The sequence below is a fragment of the Gemmatimonadaceae bacterium genome (assembly GCA_019637445.1).
In the GTDB taxonomy this organism is placed as follows: Bacteria; Gemmatimonadota; Gemmatimonadetes; order Gemmatimonadales; family Gemmatimonadaceae; genus Pseudogemmatithrix.
The window spans coordinates 1,549,007-1,567,905 of record JAHBVS010000001.1 but is presented as its reverse complement, the minus strand read 5'-3'; the positions used below and the strand labels follow the sequence as shown (position 1 = coordinate 1,567,905).

Here is an 18,899-nt window from a genome sequence, read left to right as displayed (position 1 = left end):
CTTCGCGCGGCTCGCGCCTACGTCGACGGGCGGCGGGGCGCGGGAAGGTAGGGGCCCGCCAAATCCCAATGCCAGGCATCGTAGCGCAGCGTGCTGCGCGGATCCTTGAGCGGATGGAACTGCAGTCGCTCACGTGGCAGGCCGACGCGGTCACCCCAGCGCAGCAGGCGCTCACGGTCGGTCGAGACCAGGTGTGCCATCGGTCGGCCGAACCACACATGGCGATGCAACCATAGCCCGCCGTCCATTGCGTGGATCATGCCGTCACGGCGCTTCGCGAACTCTTCCCACTCGGCGTGAAGCGCAGCGGCATCCTTGGGTGGCGGGATCGGCGGAAAGCGCCGATCCACTGCATCACTCACTGGCAGGCAACCAGGCCGTCGACGGTCGCGGGGATGGGCGGGGAACCGACGGTGCCCGCAAACATCGCGCAGGTGAGTGGATACGACTGCGGGTGCGTCACGCGCGCTGCCCAGCCCATGCCTGTCGCGTCGACAATCGTGAGCACCACACCGGGCGACGTCTGGATCTTGAGCTTCGAGACATCGTCGGCGTAGACCGAGTGTTCGAAGAAATAGGCTTCCTGCGCCGTGGCCAGGCTGCGGAGATCCGAGCGCAATGCCGCGGCGTTCGCCTTGCCCTTCGTGTTCTGGAACTTCGGGATGGCGATGGCTGCCAAAATCCCGATGATCACGACCACGATGAGCAACTCGATCAGCGTGAATCCACGGCGCGCGCTGCGGGTCATCGATTCCATTCTAGGGAGATGGGGCGATGCGGCAAGGATGGTGACGGGGCGCACACTTCCAGCGACAGTCTGTCAGAGGACTGCACAACCCAATGATTGGTAAGAAGCAATCGCTGGGCCGCCGCCGTGCCATCTCCCGTAAACTGTTGCCCCGCCGCGCGTTATGCAAACGCGACCCTCCTTGCGCGCCGAGACACAGAAGCAGACAACCGCCGCAAACTGACGCGAAACGCAAGACAGGCGTCCGCGGCCTTCCTGTGCTCAGGCCTTGGCTTCGAGCCAGTTCACGCCGCTGCCGATATCGACCACCAGCGGCACGTGCAGCGAGACCGCGCCAGTCATTTCCTGCTCGACAAGCGTGCGCAGCGCTGCCTCTTCGGGCGAGGGGAACTCGAACACCAGTTCGTCGTGGACCTGCAGCAGCATTCGCGAGTCGAGCTTCTCCCGCTCCAAGCGCGCCTGCACCCTCAGCATCGCCACCTTGATGAGGTCCGCCGCGGATCCCTGGATCGGGGAGTTCTGCGCCAGGCGTTCGCCGAAGGCGCGCGTGTTGAAGTTGCGGTCGTGAATCTCCGGGATGTAGCGCCGCCGGTGGAACAGCGTCTCCACGTAGCCGCGCTCGCGCGCCTCGGCGACCGAGCCGTCCAGCCATTGCCGCACGCCGGCAAAGCGTTCGAAGTACGTCTCGATAAACGCCTTCGCCTCGGCGTGTTCGATCTTGAGTTGTCGCGACAGCGCGAACGCGCCCTGCCCGTAAATCGTGGCGAAGTTGATGGTCTTCGCCCGCGCGCGCATCTCGCCCGTGACATCCTCGAGCGCGACGCCGAAGATCACGCTGGCCGTCTGCCGGTGAATGTCGCCGCCGGCCTTGAAGGCCTGCACGAAGGCATCGTCGCCCGAGAGATGCGCGAGCAGACGCAGCTCGATCTGCGAATAGTCCGCGGCCAGGAAGCGCCAGCCCTCGCGCGGAATGAATCCGCGGCGGATGTCCTTTCCGAGCTCACGGCGGATGGGGATGTTCTGGAGGTTCGGGTCGCTGCTCGAGAGCCGGCCAGTGCTCGCCACCGTCTGGTTGAACGAGGTGTGCAGCCGACCGGTGTGCGGGTTTACCAGCGCCGGCAGCGTATCGAGATAGGTGTTCTCGAGCTTCGAGAGCTCGCGATACTCCATCAGGAGCGTCGGCAGCAAGTGGCCCTCGTCCGCGAGTTCCTGCAGGACGCTGGCATCGGTGCTCGGGCCGGTGGCGGTCTTCTTCTTGATCGGCAGGCCGAGCTTCTCGAACAGGATGACGCGAAGCTGCGGATTGCTGTTGATGTTGAACTCTTCGCCGGCTTCCGCGTGGATCTGCTTCTCAAGCTCCAGGCGGGCCGCCTCGAAGCGCGACTTGAGCGAGTGGAACCACGGCACGTCGATGGTGACGCCCGTCCATTCCATCTCGGCGAGCACGGCGACCAGCGGCAGCTCGATCTCACGCAGCAGGGACTCGACCTTCTGCTGGGCGAGCCGCGGCTCAAGCAGGGCGCGCAGGCGCAGGGCGATATCGCTGTCGGCGCAGGAGTAGTCGCGCGCCGCCGTGATCGGCACCTCGGCGTACGGGATCTCCTGCTTGCCCTTGCCGCAGAGCTCGTCGTATCCGGTCATTGCGACGCCGAGGAACTCGACGGCCAGCGCATCGATGGCGTGCGAGCGGCGGCCGGGGTCGAGCACGTAGCTGGCGAGCATCGAATCGAAGTCGAGGCCGCGCAGCGTGATGCCCGCGCGGCGCAGCACGAGCAGGTCGTACTTCGCGTTGTGCGCGGTCTTGCGGACCGTCGGATCCTCGAGCAACGCGCGCAGCGGCTCCATCTCGTCGCTGTGCAGCGCCGGCAGGTTCACCACCGGATGCGGTCCCTCGGCGAGCAGTCGTGCGGCGATGGACGCGGGCGCGCTCGACGCGCGCGGCTTGGGCGGTGCCGGTGAATCACCGAGCGCTAGGCCGCCCTGCGCACTGCCGGGTTCACGGTGCGCGAAGGGCAGGTACCAGGCGCGCCCCGGCGCCGTCCCTACGGAGATGGCGACCAGGTTGGCGCGCAGTGGCGTGATGATCGGCGGCGCGCCGGCATCGAGCACGGTCTCGGTGTCCACCGCGATCATCCCTGCCGCGCGCGCCTCGGCGATCATCTCCATCACCAGCCCGACCGAATCCGCCACGCGGTAGTTGGTCTCGACGGCTTCAGGCGTTCCGGGTACCGCCGCGCGCGCCTTGCGCGCGCTGACCATATGCGCGTCTGCATCGGATGGTTCGGTCGCGGCGGCCGGTGGCGCGCCCTGCGCCTCCGCCTGCACCGCGGCGGCGCGCGCCTGCGTATTGAACTCCAGCTCGATGAACAAGTCGCGCAGCGTGGCCCAGTCGGGCGTGTCGAGCTTCAGTTGTTCGAGATCGAGCGCAATCGCGAGGTTCTCCTGCAGCGTGACGAGCTGCTTGGAGAGCCGCGCATCGTCGGCGTGTTTGAGCAGTGCGTTCCGCGCGCGGGTCGGCTCCACCTCATCGACATGCGCGAGCATCTCCTCGACCGTGCCCCAGCGCTCGATCAAGGCCAGTGCGCCCTTGTCGCCGATGCCCTTCACGCCGGGCACGTTGTCCGCCGTGTCGCCGACGAGCGCGAGATAGTCGACCACGCGCTCGGGCGGCACACCCAGTCGCTCGTGTGCATTCTCGACGCCGTACCATTTCTCGGTCGTGCGGCCTGGCGGACCGTGCCAGGGATTCAGCACCCACACGCTCGGCTTCACCATCTGCAGAAGGTCCTTGTCGCCGGAGACCACGCAGACCTCGAGTCCCGCCGCGACCCCTTGCGGTGCGAGTGTGGCAATGACGTCGTCGGCCTCAAAGCCTTCGAGCTCAAGCGTCGGGATGCGATAAGCCGCGAGCAGCTCCTGCACGCGCTCCACACCGGTGTCGAAGTCCTGTTGCTCCTCGTCGGGGAGCGCGACGCGATTCGCCTTGTAGCTCTCGAGCATCTCCTCTCGGCCCGAGGAACCTGCGTCACTGACCCAGCCGAGGTACTCGGGCTTGTGCTTCTCGATGAGGCGGCGAATGAACTCGCTGACGCCCTTGATCATCCCGGTGTTCTCGCCGCGCGCATTGCGCAGCGGCGCGCCGCCACCAAGGGCGTGGAAGGCGCGGAAGATCAGTGCGTAGCCGTCAATCAGATAGAGTCGTGGGCGCCCTGGCGTACTCATGGCCGAAAGCTAGCCCACGCCCACGAGCATCGCCGCAAGCGCCACGGCGAGCGCGACTCGCAGGTTGTCGTCGAGCGGACGTCGCGGTCGCTCGGCCACTGCTGCGACCGCTCCGAGCACGGCGGCTATCGCGGGAGTGAGCCCCGCGAGCCACAGCGCGCCGGCGGCGGTGGCCACGCCGACCGCGAGAGTTCCCGTCAGCGACTTGCCCGCGCCCCTTCCACGCCAGGCCTGGACACTGCGACCAACAAGTGCGCCGCTGGCATCGCCGACCGCAGCAGCCCACAGCGCGACGAGCGCGCTGCGCATCGGGACGGCCCAGACGACGAGGCACATGGCGGCCGCAAGCCAGGTCGCCCCCGTAAGCTCTCGCTGCTCCCTTCCGCGCAGGAGCCCGCCGACTGCTCGGGTGAATGCCGCTTCAAGGCGAGGCAGCCTGAATCGGGCGAGCTCGACGCAGATTGCGACGGCGAGCGCCGCCGAGAGCAGCATGCGGAGGGTCGCGGTGTCGATCCACCCGAAGGCCCATCCGACGGGGAGCGCGGCCGTGCCAAGGTGGATCGCCTTGCGCGCGAGCTCGGCGCGCAGCGGCGTGGTGCTCTCCGGCGAAGCCGCGCCGGCGGCTAGCGTAGCCGACGCCGGAACTCGTTCTCGAAGCGGACTTCGCTGCTCTGCGTCAGTCGCCACAGGCCCGACCCGGTCTGATCGTAGAACACAAGCTGGAGGCCAAGATTGCGATACTCCCACAGCTGCTGCCGGTTGCGCGAGTAGTCAGTAAAGGTCGGCTCGAGGATTTGGTCCGGTTCCCCGAGCACCACGAAGACCTTCCCGCGATCCGTCATCCAGCCTGTCAGGCCTTCCTCGGTGAACCGACCGTTGGCGCGCACCAGTCGCGAGAAGTAGTCCCGCAGGTCCTCGTGGACGGTGGTGTTCGGCTGCGAGTCCGTCTCTGCCAGGAAGCGCGCCCAGGCTGCAGGGCGGTCCTCTTCCGGCGCCTGACGCATCGCGTCGAGCCGGGACTGCGTGGCGAAGTAGCGCAGGAACTGCAGCATGTCGTCGAAGCGGGCCACCGGCAGTTCGTCGCCGAAGCCGACGAACACGTAGGCGCTGGTGGTGTCGCGGCCCGCCTCGCGCACGAGCGATAGCTGCGAAACCCCAATGCCCAGTCGCGAGACCGGCACCTCGATGATGCCGGCGGAGAATCCGTTCATTGGCTGGATGCTCACGGCGTCCGACCACATCAGCCGGCCGTTCTCGTTGCGCGCGAGAAGCAGGAGCGCGTCATCGCCCTCGTTATACGACTCCACGTAGAGCGGCAGCACGCTATCGCGACCGAAGACGGCCGTCGCGCGCGGCTGGAGCAGGATGAACGGCAGTGAGTCCCGTACGACTCGCGGCAAGACCTGGATGATCGGGATCGGCGTCGAGAGGCCGCCGGCGGCGTAGCTCGGAACCGTCATCTCGACGATCTCCTCGATGCCACGCTGACTCGCGAGATCCCGGATGGCCAGGTTCAGCGTGTACGGCCCTGGCGGGAGATCCACGATTTCCTGAAACAGGAGGTTTTCGTCCGTCCGCCCCGTCTCGCGGTAGGAGCCAACCAACACGGACTCGGTGGTCTCGACCGTCTTGACCCGCCGGCCGTCGCGGCTGAAACCGATGCTCACGCTGTAGTTCGCGCGGTAGCGGTTGTCGGCCTCACGCGAGAAGCTCAGCGACGTGGCCGAGAACGAAAGCGCCAGCAGCACATGGGTGCTGTCTGGCTGCGACGTCGCGAGATATCCGACCCGCGCCACGATGGGAAATGGAAGCCCGCGGGCAATCATCCCCATCTGCCGGTAGAGGGGCGCCGGATCGAACGAGATGTTGCGCGTGTCGCGCTGCAGGCCCGGGCCGGCCGGCGCCGGCATGCGCGCTTCCTGGGTCCGAGAGGAGCAACCCGCGGCGACAAGACTGAGCAGCGCCAACAGGACCAGGCGGCGCGAAGGGCACGAGCAGGACACGGGCGCGGTGGTTCGGGTCAAAGGTGGTTCAGAGGCGTAATCTACACCGGGGTCACGGAGAGGGTCGCGGAAATCGCTTGCACCCCCTTGGTCCGCTCGGTAGCTTCGCTCGCCATATGCGAGACGCCCTCGTGGGAACCACCATTGCCGGCTATACCCTGCTGGATCGCGTGGGTGAGGGCGGCACTGCTACCGTGTATCGGGCCAGCCACCCCGAGCACGGCACCGTGGCCTTCAAGGTCCTGCGCGAGAAGCTACGCCAGGACCGCACGGCCATCGCCCGCTTCACGCGCGAGGCGAACTTCGGCACGCGGGTCACGCACCCGAACGTCATCCGCACGCTACAGACCGGCGAGGAGAACGGGCTGCCGTTCCTGGTCATCGAATGGGCGGCCGGTGAGCTGCTCGAGACCTACGCGAAGCGGCACGCGCCGTTTCCGCCCGACGAGGTCGCCAGCGTCGTGCGCCAGATCGCGAGCGCAGTGTTTGCCGCGCACAGCGCCGGCATCGTGCATCGCGACCTGAAGCCCGATAACGTGATGTACGATCACGACAGCCGCACGGTGAAGCTGCTCGACTTCGGCATCGCGACGTCGACGGACACGACGCCCGACCAGCGCCTCACGCGCGCCGGATTCTTCGTCGGCACCCTGATGTACGTGGCCCCGGAGGCCCTCTCCGGCGAGATCGTGTCGCCCGCCGCGGACCAGTACTCGCTGGCGACGATGTCATACCTGTTTCTGACGGGTACGCTGCCGTACACGGCCCGCAGTCCGCGCGACATGTTCACGCAGCTGCTGTCGCAGCCACCGATTGCGCTCAACAAGGCGAAGGGCGAACTCCAGTACTCGGAGGGCGTCGAGGCGGTCGTGATGCGGGGCCTCGCCAAGCTGCCCAAGGACCGCTACGCCGACGTCGTGGCTTTCGCCGACGCGCTGGCCGAGTCGCTGACGGACCCCTTCCCAGCAGAAAGCCCGTCGGCGCGATTGATCTCGCGCGTGAAGGGGCTGTTCGGCCGCTAGTCCTCGCGCGCCCGGCGCCGCTGCACCACCGCGGCAGCGTCTAGCGCGGCGTCGACTCTACGGGTAGCCAACAGGTGAAGGTGCTTCCGCGCCCCGGCGTGCTCTCGACCGTGATGTCGCCGTCGAGCAGTCGCGCGAGTCGCCGCGTGATGGTGAGGCCGAGCCCAGTCCCGCGCCGCGGCGAATCCGCCCGCGAGCCGGGATCCACCTGCTCGAACTCATCGAAAATCCGCTGTTGATCCTTCTCGGCGATCCCGATGCCGCTGTCCGCTACCTGCAGCGCAATCCAAGTCCCGCCCACCGCGAGCATGGGCCGCTGCTGCACGGCACGCCCCTCGAACGCACGCGCGGGGTCAGCAACCAACGCCGCGCGCACCGCGATGGACCCCTGCGCCGTGAACTTGATGGCGTTGCCAAGCAGGTTGACGAGGATCTGGCGCAGGTGCGTCGGGTCGGTACTCAGCCGCGGCAGCGAGGCCGGCACCTGGATGGAGAGTGCCAGGCCCTTCTCGATGATCAGCGGCTCGACCTCGCTCACCACGTCGATCACGAAGGCACGCAGCGACAGGGGCTCACGCTGGAGCTCGAGCCGTCCCGCCGAGAGGCGCGCGAGGTCGAGGATCTGGTCCACCAACCCCTGCAGGTGCTCGGCGGACACCGCGATCCGCTCGACAGGACCGACCATGCGCGGTCCGAGCTCGCCGTACGAGCCGTCGCGCAGCAGGTCCACGAACCCGACGATCGCGGCCAGCGGCGTGCGCAGTTCGTGCGACACGTTGGCGAGGAACTCGGACTTGGCGCGGTTCGCGCGCGCCAGCTCGAACGAGAGGTGTTCGAGCTCCAAGCTCCGCTCGCGCAGGCGTCGGCGACGCGCGCGCTCGTAGACGACGAACGCGACGGCACCGACCACGGCCGCGAGACCGACGCCCCAGGTCAGCAGCATGCGTGCCGCCTCATTGACCCACCACCGCCATCCACGTAGGCTCCCGCCATGGACCTCCGCACCCGCCTGCTCGACCTCCTCGCGACGCGCAGCGCGCGCCGTGGCTCCTTCACGCTGGCCTCCGGCCGCCAGTCCGACCTCTACATCGACTGCCGTCCGACGACGATGCATCCCGAGGGGCTGACGTCCATCGGCCCGCTTGGACTCGCCGCCATTGGCGCGCGCGGCTGGCGGGCCGACTCCGTCGGCGGCCTCACCCTTGGTGCCGACCCCGTGAGCTACGCCATTGCCTACGCGAGCCAGGTGGCCGGCACGCCCCTGCGCGCCTTCACGGTGCGGAAGGAAGCCAAAACACACGGCACGGGCAAGCTGATCGAGGGCGCCTTCGAGGCAACCGACCGCGTCGTTGTCATCGAGGACGTGATCACGACCGGCGGCTCCGCGCTCAAGGCGGTCGAGGCGGTGCGCGCGGCCGGCGCCCAGGTTGTTGGGGTCCTCGCGGTGGTGGACCGCGAGGAAGGCGGACGCGAAGCCATCGAAGCCACGGGGGTGGCGGTCGAAGCCCTCGTGCGCGCCGCGGAGATCACCGCGAGGATGTAGTGCAGCGCGGGCCGCGGAGGGCCTTTGGGCCGGCGGCTCACGGGCGCCTCGTGTGAAAGGCCGGGCCGCGACCTGCGAGCGTTGGCGGGAGTGCCCGCATGCCCGGCTTGATGACGATGGCCCGTAGGCGGCGCAGGCTCTCGCGGTGCGGCCGGATCAACTCGTCGAGGAAGCGTTCCAACATTCGGTCGGCGCCGTGGGTGCGCCGGAACTCGCCGGCGCTGATGCCGAGGAAAGTCTGGATGTGACGGCCGAACGACTGCGGCGACGAGAAGTCCAGCGCGTTGGCCACGTCGGCGATCGAATGCCCGGAATCCTCGAAGAGCCGCGCGGCGCGCAGCAGTCGCGCGTAGGCGAGGTAGCGCTTCGGTGCGGGAAGGCGCGCGCGGAAGAAGCGGCTCATCAGCGTGCTCGGCAGCACCTGCAGGCGCAGTGAAAGATCCTGCACGGTTCCGCTGCGTTCGCTGGCCGCGAACAGCGCCTCGAAGAACTGCCAAGTGTCGTCTGGAATCGGCGCGAGTTCCGTGCGCACGCGAGCCAGCGCGGACTGGTCGGCGCCACGGGCCGCTTCGCTCGCGAGGATGCGGCGCAGCTGGCTCCAGCCGGCCGGCACGCGTACGTCCACCAGTCGCGTGACCCCTGCATTTCCAATCCGCAGCAGCGCCTCGGCGCTTGGCGGTTGGGTGCCGAGCAGGGCCACCGTAGGCACGGTCGGAAACTCGCGCACCACGGAGGCGATGCGCCGATCCACCTGATGACCGCAGCGCACAACACCCAGGAGCACCGCACCGACACGACGGTGCTTCAGGTCGGCGATGGCGTCGGCGAGATTCTCGCGGTGGATGGTGTGGTAGAGGCCTTCGCCGGCGGCGTCCACGCGGGCGCGCTCATCGGGGTCAAGCACGGTGACGACGGGGGCCTGGAGGGCAGGCAGCGAAGCGGACATGGCGACCTCGACGACGGGGGTGGGAACGCGCCCGGCACGCAGAACGCGGGCAGCTTCGCGCCTAACGGTCACGCTCCCGTCATCGCGGCACAGCGCCCCATTGCAGGTCGTCACCTTCCCGGGGACCGCTATATTGAATGCGTGGTCCCGCCGGACGATCGCGTCGCAGGTTTTCGATGCGCCGAGGAAAGTCCGGGCTCCTTGGACACGCTGCCAGGTAACGCCTGGGCGCGCACCGGGCACACCCCGATGCGCGACGGACAGTGCCACAGAAAACAGACCGCCGGCGCTTCGGCGCCGGTAAGGGTGAAACGGTGGGGTAAGAGCCCACCGCGTCCACGGCAACGGGGACGGCACGGCAAACCCCAGCGGGAGCAAGGCCAAATAAGCGGCGAGTTGCAGTCCTCAGCGATGAAGACGCCGCGGGTTGGCTGCTAGAGCACACGGGCGACCGTGCGCCGAGAGAAATGATCGTCCGGTGTCGCGAGGCACCGACAGAACCCGGCTTACAGGCGGGGCCCACGCAGGAACGGCGGCAGGTGGCTGGGGTCGAATCCCCACCACCTGCCGTCGTGCGTTATCGTGCGTCCTATGCCCCCACGCCTTTCGTTTTGCCCGCGGCTGTTGCCCGCTGTGCTGCTGACGCTCGTGGCGGCCTGTGCGGGCAGCGCCGGCACGCCGCGCCCGCCTGAGACGTCGCGGGTCCCGATGGTTCGTGATCCGTCCGCGCCACCGTGGGAGATTCGCGAGCCGGGACGCCGTCGCAGCCAGCGCATTCGGATCTCCGCCGAGCTGGTGTCGCGCCTGGACTCTACCGCGCGGCGCGATTCGCTCGAGAGCACACTTGAGGTGGCTTGGGGTGACGTGCCGGATGCCCTGCCGGCCAGGCTGGCGGGGATGGTCACGCAGTTCGAGATACGCGTGCCGCCGCTGACGCAGTGGCAGCGCCCGCAGGGGATCTCGCTGCCGTTCTCATTTGTTGCTGAGCAGGTGCCCGGCGAAATGCCGCGTTTCCGCACGCCAGACGGAGCGAGCTGCACGGACTTGCACGCGACCGTCGTGCAGGGTTTCCGCGAGGCGTGGATGGCCCTCCCGCTGCGGCTTGAGCCAGGTCAGGCCTGGCAGGACTCGTCGCGCTACGTGATGTGCCGCGACGGCATCCCGTTGAACGTTGAAACCGTGCGGCGCTTCGTCGCGGACAGCGCGGCGGAGCGCGCGGGGGCGCTTGTGCTGTTCCTGCGCCGCCGCACGAGCACGACGCTGCGCGGCGAAGGCCTGCAGTTCGGCGAACGCATCACCCTGACGGGTGAAGGCGAGGGCGAGATGGCCCTCCTGGTCTCGCTCGACGGCGGTGCAATCGTGGCGGCGGAGGGGCGCTCGGTCCTGCACGTGCGGATGGACGGCCGGCGCCGCCAGCAGCAGCTCCTGCAGACGAGCGCCATCGAGATTTCAGAGCCGCAGTAGCCGCTGTCGGCGCGGCGGCGCCCGGCGTGCTCAGCGCAGGCGCCTAGACTCGCAGGTCAATCGACCAGGCGCAGCGGCATCAGGAGGCAGAGATACTTGCCTGGCTCCGACCAGCCTTCGGGCTCGACCGTTGACGCGCGTTCCGGCGCACGGAAGGTCATGCGCACCTCGTCGGTGGGCATGTAGCGCAGGATCTCGAGCAGGTAGGCCGCGTTGAATCCGATGTCGAGCGGATCGCCGTCGTAGCGGATCGGCAACTCGTCCTGGGCCTCGCCGAGGTCCGGGGTCGAGACCGAGAACTTGAGCATGCCGGCATTGAAGGACAGCCGGATGCGGTGCGTCTGGTCGGAGGCGACCACGCTCATGCGCTTCAGCGTGCTGGTGAACGCCGCGCGGTCGAGGATGGCGTACTTGTCGTTGTCCTTCGGGATGACCTGCTCGTAGCCGGGATACGGTCCCTCGATGAGGCGCGTGTAGACCGACGTGAACGGCGAGCGAAATCCCAGGTGGTTTTCGCCCTGCGCCACCTCCAGCTCCTCCTCGGCGGGGAAGAGGCGACGAATCTGCTCGAGGGCCTTGGGCGGAATGATGAGATCTGCCTTCTGTCCGCCCCGCACCGGGATCTCCATCTTCGCCAGGCGGTGGCCATTCGTGGCGACCATCCGCATCAGGTCGCTGCGCAGTTCCCAAAGCACGCCGTTGAGGATCGGACGGCTCTCCTCCGTGCTGGCGGCGAAGGCCGTGTGGCCAATGAGCTTCTGGAGATCTCCAGAGGGAATGCGCACCGCCTTGTCGAACTGCACGGCCGGGAAGCTTGGGAACTCGGACTTCGGGAGTCCAAGCAACTTGAACTTCGAGCGACCGCACTCGAGCGTGATGCGCTGATCCCCCGTGGTCGAGATGCGCACCGGTGAGGGCGGCAACTCGCGGGCGATTTCGGAAAGCTTGCGAGCAGGGATCGTGATGGCGCCCGCGCTCTCGACGTCAGCGGTCACTTCGGTGCTGACCGCGATGTCGAGGTCGGTGCCCGAGATCCGAATGCCCTTGTCCGTGGTCTGCACCAGAAGGTTGGCCAACACCGGCAGCGTCGTCTTGTTGGGGACGGCGGGTGTGACGGCAGCGAGGCCTTCCTGGAGCTTCTCGCGAGTGATGGTGAAACGCATCTGGCGTGGGAGCGGGTGTGGATGGGCGCGCGGAGCTGCTGTTACTCTCTACTGAATTTCTTTACTAGTAGAAGTAGTAGAAAGGTGTGGATTGTGGACGAACCGCGAAAGTGCTTGTCGCATCATCGTTTCGCGTGCGTCGTTCACGTGGGTTGCGTGCGGATGCTGCGTGGACGGGCGGGGGAATCGCTGTTTGGAGTGCTGCTGCGTGTGGATGGCCGTGGACTATGTGGAGTGCCGGACAGTTTCCCTCACGCGGTCCACACGATTTCTGAACTCTGCGCTTTCCTTCATTGTCTCGGCCACGCGCTCGAGCGAGTGGATGACCGTGGAGTGGTCTCGCCCACCGAAGGCCTGGCCGATTTCGACGAGCTGCAGACCGAGGATCTCCCGGGCCAGGTACATGGCGACCTGGCGGGGAATGGTCAGGGTCTTGGTGCGGGTTTTCGATTGCAGCCCTTCGACCGTGACTCCCCACTCGGAGGCGACGCGCTGCTGAATCAGGGCCATGCGGCTCTGGCGCTCGGGGCGCACCGGCGGACCGTCCGGCGCGCGCAGCTTGTCGCGCAGCGCTTCGCGGGCCAGGTCCACGGTCACGACGCGGTGCTTGAGTGACGCGTAGGCCAGCAGCTTGATGATCGAGCCCTCGAGCTCGCGCACGTTCGACTGCACGTGGTCTGCGATGAAGTGCAGTACGTCATCGGGGATCGTGTGCTCGAGGTGATCCTGTTCCGCCTTGCGACGCAGGATGGCGATGCGGTGCTCGAGATCTGGCTGGCCGATGTCGGCCACCATGCCCCAGGCGAATCGCGACGCGAGGCGCGCCTCGAGCTTCGGGATCTCGGAGGGCGGGCGGTCCGAGGTCAGCACGATCTGGCGGCCGGCCTCGTAGAGCGCATTGAAGGTGTGGAAGAACTCTTCCTGTGTGGAGTTCTTGCCGCCAATGAAGTGCACGTCGTCGACGAGGAAGAGATCCGTCTCGCGATAGCGCCGGCGAAAGTCGTGCATCGCGCCCTTGCCGATGGACGTGATGACGTCGTTGGTGAACTGCTCGGTCGTGATGTAGGTGACGCGGGTCTGCGGGGCGCGCTTGAGGATGTCGTGCGCGATGGCCTGCATCAGGTGCGTCTTGCCCAGCCCAGTGGGTCCGTAGAAGAAGAGCGGGTTGTAGGTCTTCCCTGGGGCCTGGGCGACGGCCATCGCGGCGGCAGCGGCGAGGTCGTTGGACTTGCCGATGACGAAGGTGTCGAAGGAGTAGCGGTCGTTCAGCGAGCTGAGCGTGACGTTCTCAGGCGCCTTTTCTGGCTCTATGGTGGCTCTTTCCTGTCCTCTTTCTGGCACGAAAAGGTCCATCTGGCTGCGCTGCAAGCGCTCCTGCTGCACGCGCAGCGCAATCTTCAATGGCTGCCCAAGCGCCACCGGAGCCAGCGACTCGAGCAGCGCCTGGTGCTTGCGCTCGTTCCACTCGACCGAAAACTGGTCGGGTGCATTCAGGGTCAGCGCCTCGCCGGAGAACTCCGCCGGGGTGAGGGGTGACAACCAGGTCTCAACTATGTGATCCGGCAGTTCTGTTCGCGCGCGATCCAGCAGGCGCGACCACACATCGGTGGGGGATAAAGACATCAGGGCAGGAGCGAGCCGATTGTGGAAATCCGAAGGGACGCGAACCTACCCCCCGCCTGTGGATAAGTCAACGCTCGTGACTCCAAACCAGTGCTGCCCAGATGGTTCGCCCGTTGACGTAACCCTAGAGCCGGACTACGTTTAGCGGTCTGTCCGCGATGTGATTTCAGCCTTTTTGGAGCAACGATGGGGAAGCCGACGTATCGCCCGCGCAATAAGCGTCGTATCAAGACGCACGGATTCCGCGCGCGCATGGAAACCAAGTGGGGGCGTGAAGTGCTCAGCCGGCGCCGCAAGAAGGGCCGCAAGCGCTTGACGGTGAAGCTCCCGTCGAAGTACGCGGGCGTCTGAGGATCCACGCCGCGTGGCGTCGCCTCAGCGGCTGACGCGCACGGCCGACCTCGAGCTGGTCCGCCGCGAAGGGAAGCGAGTCCGAACCGCGCTGCTCGAGGTTCGGGTACTCGCTTCCCTTCTTCGTGCGCATCGCATCGGCATCATCGTGCCGCGCCACAAGCAGAGTGCGGTCGCACGCAACCGCCTCAAGCGTCGCCTGCGCGAACTCGCGCGTCGCGAATGGTCGAGCGCGCTACAACCGCTGCCGCCCCACGATGTCGTGCTCCGCGCGGCGCCGGCGGCCTACGCGGCCGACTTCACGCGGCTCGCGCGCGAGATGCAGAAACTTGGCGCGCGCGTCGCCGAGGTCGCGGCGTGAAGACGCTGCTTGTGCTGTTCGTCCGCGCGTACCAGGCGGTGCTCTCGCCCCTGCTGCCCGCGGCCTGTCGTTATCATCCGACGTGTTCGCACTACGCGATCGAGGCGCTCGAGAAACACGGGGCGCTGCGCGGTTCGTGGCTCGCCGCGAAGCGCATCGCCCGCTGCCATCCGTTCCGGCCGGGGGGCTTTGACCCCGTGCCCGACCCGCCGTCCCCACGCCCGACCACCAGTCGAGATGGATAAGCGTTTCTTCCTGGCCCTGTTGCTGACCGGCGCCGTTGTCATCGCCACGCCGCTGATCTTCCGGCAGCCCGTGCCACCCCCCACCGCGATCGCGTCGCTCGAGGGTGGAGACACCCTTCCGGTCGCGACGGCACCGACGCCTGCCGGTGGCGATGCCGCGCCCGCCACCGCCAGTGCCGCCGCCGCGACCCCAACGATGGGACCAGCCGCGAACACCGCCGCGAGCGCACCGGCCGTCGTGGCGGAGACGCTGACGCTCGCCAACGACCTCGCGACCTATCGTTTCAGCACACTCGGCGCGCGCTTCCTTGGCGCGGAACTGCCGCGCTTCGACAAGCTCGGCGAGGACAACGGCACGGTGCAGCTGGAGCACGGCGCTGAGCCGATGCTCGCGTTCCGCCTGATCGCCGGCGGCGACACCATCGCCCTCGACCGCATCGCGTTCCGTTCGATGCGTGAGACGAGCGAGGCCGGCGAGCGCCTGGTGTTCGACGCCTCGCTGGGGGCGGCGTCCACGCTGCGCATCGCGTACACGCTGGCACCGGACAACTACCTCACCCAAGTGACGGTCACGGCGAGCGGCCTGGCGCAGCCGGCGTTCCTGCTCTCCGACCTGCCGACCGGGTTCACGTCGCAGGAAGCCGACACGCAGGAGGACGCCCGACACCTCGCCTACGCGTTCAAGCCGCAGTCGTCGGGCGCCGAGCGCGTGGACTTCCGCAAGCCCGATCCGGGCGAGCGGCTGTTGCGGAGCGGGCCGCACACCTGGGTCGTGGCGAAGAGCAAGTATTTCCTCGTCGGCCTGCTGGCACCGTCCACGGAAGGCTCGCCGCTGGCGGAGCTGCACGTGACCGGCGCCGTGCGCGTGAACAAGATCGCGATGCGCGCGACGGGTACGGTGGTCTCCCCCCTCGCGAACGGCAGCGTCGCCTACGAGCTCTACGCCGGTCCACAGGAGTGGGAACGGATGGTGGCGATGGGTCGCGACTTCGAGAACGCGAACCCGTATGGCGGCTGGATCAGCGGCGTCGTGCAGCCCTTCGCGACCATCGTGATGCGCATCCTGCTCTGGATGAAGCGTACGCTCAACGTCGAGTACGGCTGGATCCTTGTGCTCTTCGGTGTGGCCATCCGCTTGATGATGTGGCCACTCAACACGCGCATGATGCGCTCGCAGATGGCGATGCAGCGTGTGGCGCCACTGATCCAGGAAGCGCAGAACAAGCACAAGGGCGATCCGGAGAGGCAGCGCGAGGCCGTGATGAAGGTCTACGCGGACGCCGGCGTGAGCCCCTTCTCGGCGTTCTCGGGTTGCCTGCCGATGCTGATTCCGATGCCGATCCTCTTTGCGCTGTTCTTCGTGTTCCAGAACACGATCGAGTTCCGCGGCGTGCCCTTCCTGTGGCTGGCGGACATCTCGCTCAAGGATCCGTTCTACATCCTGCCGCTGGCAATGGGCCTCTCGATGTACGCGCTCTCGTGGGTCGGAATGCGCAACGTGCCGCCGAACCCGCAGACGAAGATGATGTCGTACCTGATGCCGGTCATCCTGACGGTGGCGCTGCTCAACTTCGCCTCGGGCCTCAACCTCTACTACACGGTGCAGAACCTGGCCGCGTTGCCGCAGCAGTGGCTGATCGCCAACGAGCGCGCGAAGAACGCAGCGCCCCAGCCGGTGGCCGCGGCGAAGGGTGGAGGCCGGTCGCGGAAGTCCTGAGATGCGCGGCGACACGATCGTCGCGCAGGCGACGGCGGCGGGCCGTGCCGCCGTCGCCCTCATACGGCTGAGTGGTCCCGATGCGCGCGGCATTGCCGCGCGCATCGGCGTTTCAGGGGATCTCGTGCCGCGACGCGCGACGCGCGTCCGGCTGCACGACTGCGATGACGCCAGCACGGCGCTCGACGACGCGCTGGTGACGCTCTTTGTGGCGCCGCACTCGTTCACGGGCGAGAATCTCATCGAGTTCGGTGTGCACGGCGGCAGCTACGTGGCCCAGGCGCTGCTCGGGGCATTGATGGCCGCCGGCGCGCGGCCCGCACTGGCCGGCGAGTTCACCGAGCGCGCCGTGCGTCACGGCAAGCTCGACCTCCTGCAGGCGGAGGCGGTGGCCGACTTGATCGACGCACGCTCGCGGGCCACGCACCGCGCCGCGCTGCGCCAGCTCTCGGGCGCGCTGTCGCGCCGGCTGCTCGCGCTGCGCGAGGCGTTGATCGCCGTCGAGGCGTTGATTGCCTACGACCTCGACTTTCCCGAGGAGGACGACGGCCCGCAGCCGCGCGCACGCGCGGTGTCGGCGGCCGCGGAGGTGTTGGCCGCCCTCGACGCTCTCGGCGCGACCCTGCCAGCCAGCGAGCTTGGCCGCGACGGCGTGGCGGTGGTGCTCGCGGGCGCGCCGAACGCCGGCAAGTCGTCGCTGCTCAACGTGCTCGTGGGCGATGCGCGCGCAATCGTGAGCGAGGTGCCCGGGACCACGCGTGATGCCATCGAGGTGCTGGTGGATGCGCATCCGTACCCCTGGCGGCTCGTGGACACCGCGGGGCTGCGCAGTAGCGATGATGCGGTCGAGCGGCTGGGGCTCGAGGTCAGCGCGCGCTGGTTGGCGCGGGCGCAGATTGTCCTGGTCTGCGGCGAGGACGCCACCGCCTTGGCGGTAGCCGAGCGTGCCGTGGCACAACAACTCTCGGCGGGCGCGAACAACTCCGCGGCCGGCGCCGAGCATTCGCCACAATTGGTCGTGGTGCGCACCAAGGCCGACCTCGCCAGCGACGCGACGCCGACGCCTCCGCACGCGGTAGAGGTCAGCGCGCTGACGGGCGAAGGCCTGGACGCGCTACGTGCCGCCATCACGGCGGCGGTGCAGCAAGCCTATCCAGAACCGCCAGAAGATCAGCCGATGGTGACGCGTGCCCGACACGCCGCGGCAATTGCCGCCGCACGTGAGGAGGTCGCGGCCTTCCGCGATGCCTGGGCTGCCGATGTCCTGCCGGCGCCCGTTGCCGCCACGCACCTGCGCGCGGCCATCCACGCACTCGACGAGCTCACTGGCGCGATCGACGTGGACGAGGTGCTGGAGCGGGTGTTCCGGGCGTTTTGTGTAGGGAAGTAGGACGGAGGTGGAAGGACGAAAGTGAACATCGCGCGCACCGTCGTTCTCCTTCGTCCTCCGTCCTTCGTCCCAAATGACAACGCGCGGCCGGCCCCGGAGCCGGTCGCGCGTGTCCACCTAGCGGTTCGCCCGTTCGTCTAAGCTGTGCGAGCGGCCGCGTCGGCGAATTCGAGAAGTTCTTCGGCCTCGGCCCGGAGTGCCCAGGCGATGCCGCGTTCGTTGATTGCGCTTTCCACCATCTGCGCGCCGAGGTAGTAGCCGGCGCGCTCCGGCAGGACGTGACGCTGCACCGTGCGTGCCTCGTCACTCATCCCGCCCGAGAGCCAGCGCAGGCGAAGGCCGAGACCCGCCCGGTCGAGGTCGTCGGCCACCGCCCGCGCGAGTACGGATTCGAGCTCGCGTACGCGCGCGTATTGCTTGCGCTGATATCCGAAGTATTCCCAGGGCGCGTGCCCGGGGCTGACCAGGCGCGAGGCGTGCACGGCGAGTCCCTCGTTCACGAGGTGCTCGCGGAGCGTGGCCACGCGTCCGGTTTCCCAATAGGAGTAGAAGCCGCCGCCGGCGGCGACGGTGCGGCGCAGTTCGGCGCGGCTGCGCGGCGAGGTATAGCGCACGCCGTGCGCGAGCTCGTGCGCCAGCCACATCGGGATCAGCTCGGGGTCGAGCCCAAGTCCGCGCGTCTGCGTGTTCGCAACGCTGGTGAAGTGCTCGAGGCAGACGAAGGCGACGGCGCGCCCATTGACCACCAGCTCGCCGGCGTTGGCGGCGCCGACGCCGCACATCAGCACGACGTCGACGGTGGAGTCGATTTCAAAGAGCTCGGTGCACGCGGCCTCGGCCTGCTTGGCGAGTGCGACGACATCGGTGCGCTCGAGCATCGCGCGAAGGTCGCTGCGGTCGGCGCGTACGGTCTCGCGCACGACGTCCTGGAAGTGCGGGCCGACGGGTTCGATGACGTAGTTGTGCCAGTACGCCGCGAGCAGCGGACGGTTCGCCTCGAAGTACCGATGATACGCTGCGACGGGATCAACGCTTTGCAGAGCGGCGAAGAAGTCCGGTAGCAGGTTGATGAGCATTCGGCGGGATTGAGGCGTGAGCGGT

The 18,899-nt window shown here is 67.9% G+C and carries 18 protein-coding genes and 1 other RNA gene; 9 read left to right on the top strand and 10 right to left on the bottom strand.

Annotation, left to right across the window (positions count from 1 at the left end; translation table 11 throughout):
- Positions 1 to 17: 17 nt before the first annotated feature.
- The 5 genes from KF709_07090 to KF709_07070 all read right to left on the bottom strand — a co-directional run bounded on the left by KF709_07090 (position 18) and on the right by KF709_07070 (position 5,880).
- Positions 18 to 350: a hypothetical protein gene (locus KF709_07090; protein ID MBX3174160.1), complete on the bottom strand. Its 333-nt coding sequence runs from the start codon at positions 348 to 350 to the stop codon at positions 18 to 20.
- 8 nt (positions 351 to 358) lie between these two features.
- Entirely contained in the window at positions 359 to 748 is a 390-nt protein-coding gene (locus KF709_07085; GenBank protein ID MBX3174159.1) for a prepilin-type N-terminal cleavage/methylation domain-containing protein, read from the bottom strand.
- Positions 749 to 1,009: 261 nt separating this feature from the next.
- On the bottom strand, positions 1,010 to 3,970 hold the full coding sequence (polA, locus tag KF709_07080; GenBank protein MBX3174158.1) for a DNA polymerase I: 2,961 nt from the start codon (positions 3,968 to 3,970) through the stop codon (positions 1,010 to 1,012).
- A gap of 9 nt (positions 3,971 to 3,979) precedes the next feature.
- Complete coding sequence (locus KF709_07075; protein MBX3174157.1) at positions 3,980 to 4,657, bottom strand: hypothetical protein; 678 nt, start codon at positions 4,655 to 4,657, stop codon at positions 3,980 to 3,982.
- Positions 4,594 to 5,880, bottom strand: a complete 1,287-nt coding sequence (locus tag KF709_07070; GenBank protein ID MBX3174156.1) for a GWxTD domain-containing protein — start codon at positions 5,878 to 5,880, stop codon at positions 4,594 to 4,596. The genes KF709_07075 and KF709_07070 overlap by 64 nt, the downstream gene beginning before the upstream one ends.
- A gap of 209 nt (positions 5,881 to 6,089) precedes the next feature.
- Between KF709_07070 and KF709_07065 the strand changes: the two genes are divergently transcribed.
- A complete protein-coding gene (locus tag KF709_07065; protein ID MBX3174155.1) occupies positions 6,090 to 6,995 on the top strand; it encodes a serine/threonine protein kinase in 906 nt (301 codons plus the stop codon).
- Between the two features lie 40 nt (positions 6,996 to 7,035).
- Here KF709_07065 and KF709_07060 read toward each other — a convergent pair whose 3' ends face one another.
- Positions 7,036 to 7,938, bottom strand: coding sequence for a hypothetical protein (locus KF709_07060; GenBank protein MBX3174154.1), 903 nt, complete (start codon positions 7,936 to 7,938; stop codon positions 7,036 to 7,038).
- A 48-nt stretch (positions 7,939 to 7,986) separates the two neighbouring features.
- On the opposite strand from KF709_07060, the gene pyrE reads away from it, so the two are divergent.
- A complete protein-coding gene (pyrE, locus tag KF709_07055) occupies positions 7,987 to 8,538 on the top strand; it encodes an orotate phosphoribosyltransferase (GenBank protein ID MBX3174153.1) in 552 nt (183 codons plus the stop codon).
- Between the two features lie 37 nt (positions 8,539 to 8,575).
- Here the strand turns inward: pyrE and KF709_07050 are convergent, their stop codons facing one another.
- Positions 8,576 to 9,484 carry a helix-turn-helix domain-containing protein gene (locus KF709_07050; GenBank protein ID MBX3174152.1) on the bottom strand — a complete coding sequence of 303 codons (909 nt, stop codon included), beginning with the start codon at positions 9,482 to 9,484 and terminating at the stop codon, positions 8,576 to 8,578.
- Between the two features lie 142 nt (positions 9,485 to 9,626).
- On the opposite strand from KF709_07050, the gene rnpB reads away from it, so the two are divergent.
- Positions 9,627 to 10,009: RNase P RNA component class A (gene rnpB / locus KF709_07045), an RNA gene on the top strand.
- Between the two features lie 66 nt (positions 10,010 to 10,075).
- Positions 10,076 to 10,948, top strand: a complete 873-nt coding sequence (locus KF709_07040) for a hypothetical protein (GenBank protein ID MBX3174151.1) — start codon at positions 10,076 to 10,078, stop codon at positions 10,946 to 10,948.
- A gap of 56 nt (positions 10,949 to 11,004) precedes the next feature.
- On the opposite strand, the gene dnaN is transcribed toward KF709_07040, so the two are convergent.
- Both dnaN and dnaA read right to left on the bottom strand, forming a co-directional pair.
- Positions 11,005 to 12,111 carry a DNA polymerase III subunit beta gene (gene dnaN, locus KF709_07035; protein ID MBX3174150.1) on the bottom strand — a complete coding sequence of 369 codons (1,107 nt, stop codon included), beginning with the start codon at positions 12,109 to 12,111 and terminating at the stop codon, positions 11,005 to 11,007.
- A gap of 225 nt (positions 12,112 to 12,336) precedes the next feature.
- Positions 12,337 to 13,734, bottom strand: coding sequence for a chromosomal replication initiator protein DnaA (gene dnaA / locus KF709_07030; protein MBX3174149.1), 1,398 nt, complete (start codon positions 13,732 to 13,734; stop codon positions 12,337 to 12,339).
- Positions 13,735 to 13,920: 186 nt separating this feature from the next.
- Between dnaA and rpmH the strand changes: the two genes are divergently transcribed.
- From rpmH to mnmE, 5 genes are read left to right on the top strand one after another with little or no spacing between them, the layout of a single operon-like run.
- Positions 13,921 to 14,085, top strand: coding sequence for a 50S ribosomal protein L34 (gene rpmH / locus KF709_07025; GenBank protein ID MBX3174148.1), 165 nt, complete (start codon positions 13,921 to 13,923; stop codon positions 14,083 to 14,085).
- Between the two features lie 13 nt (positions 14,086 to 14,098).
- Positions 14,099 to 14,446: a ribonuclease P protein component gene (gene rnpA, locus KF709_07020; GenBank protein ID MBX3174147.1), complete on the top strand. Its 348-nt coding sequence runs from the start codon at positions 14,099 to 14,101 to the stop codon at positions 14,444 to 14,446.
- Positions 14,443 to 14,691, top strand: a complete 249-nt coding sequence (gene yidD / locus KF709_07015) for a membrane protein insertion efficiency factor YidD (protein MBX3174146.1) — start codon at positions 14,443 to 14,445, stop codon at positions 14,689 to 14,691. Before rnpA ends, yidD begins: the two co-directional genes overlap by 4 nt.
- Complete coding sequence (yidC, locus tag KF709_07010) at positions 14,684 to 16,408, top strand: membrane protein insertase YidC (protein MBX3174145.1); 1,725 nt, start codon at positions 14,684 to 14,686, stop codon at positions 16,406 to 16,408. The genes yidD and yidC overlap by 8 nt, the downstream gene beginning before the upstream one ends.
- A gap of 1 nt (position 16,409) precedes the next feature.
- Positions 16,410 to 17,798: a tRNA uridine-5-carboxymethylaminomethyl(34) synthesis GTPase MnmE gene (gene mnmE, locus KF709_07005; GenBank protein ID MBX3174144.1), complete on the top strand. Its 1,389-nt coding sequence runs from the start codon at positions 16,410 to 16,412 to the stop codon at positions 17,796 to 17,798.
- A gap of 137 nt (positions 17,799 to 17,935) precedes the next feature.
- On the opposite strand, the gene KF709_07000 is transcribed toward mnmE, so the two are convergent.
- Complete coding sequence (locus KF709_07000) at positions 17,936 to 18,874, bottom strand: hypothetical protein (GenBank protein MBX3174143.1); 939 nt, start codon at positions 18,872 to 18,874, stop codon at positions 17,936 to 17,938.
- Positions 18,875 to 18,899 lie beyond the last annotated feature (25 nt).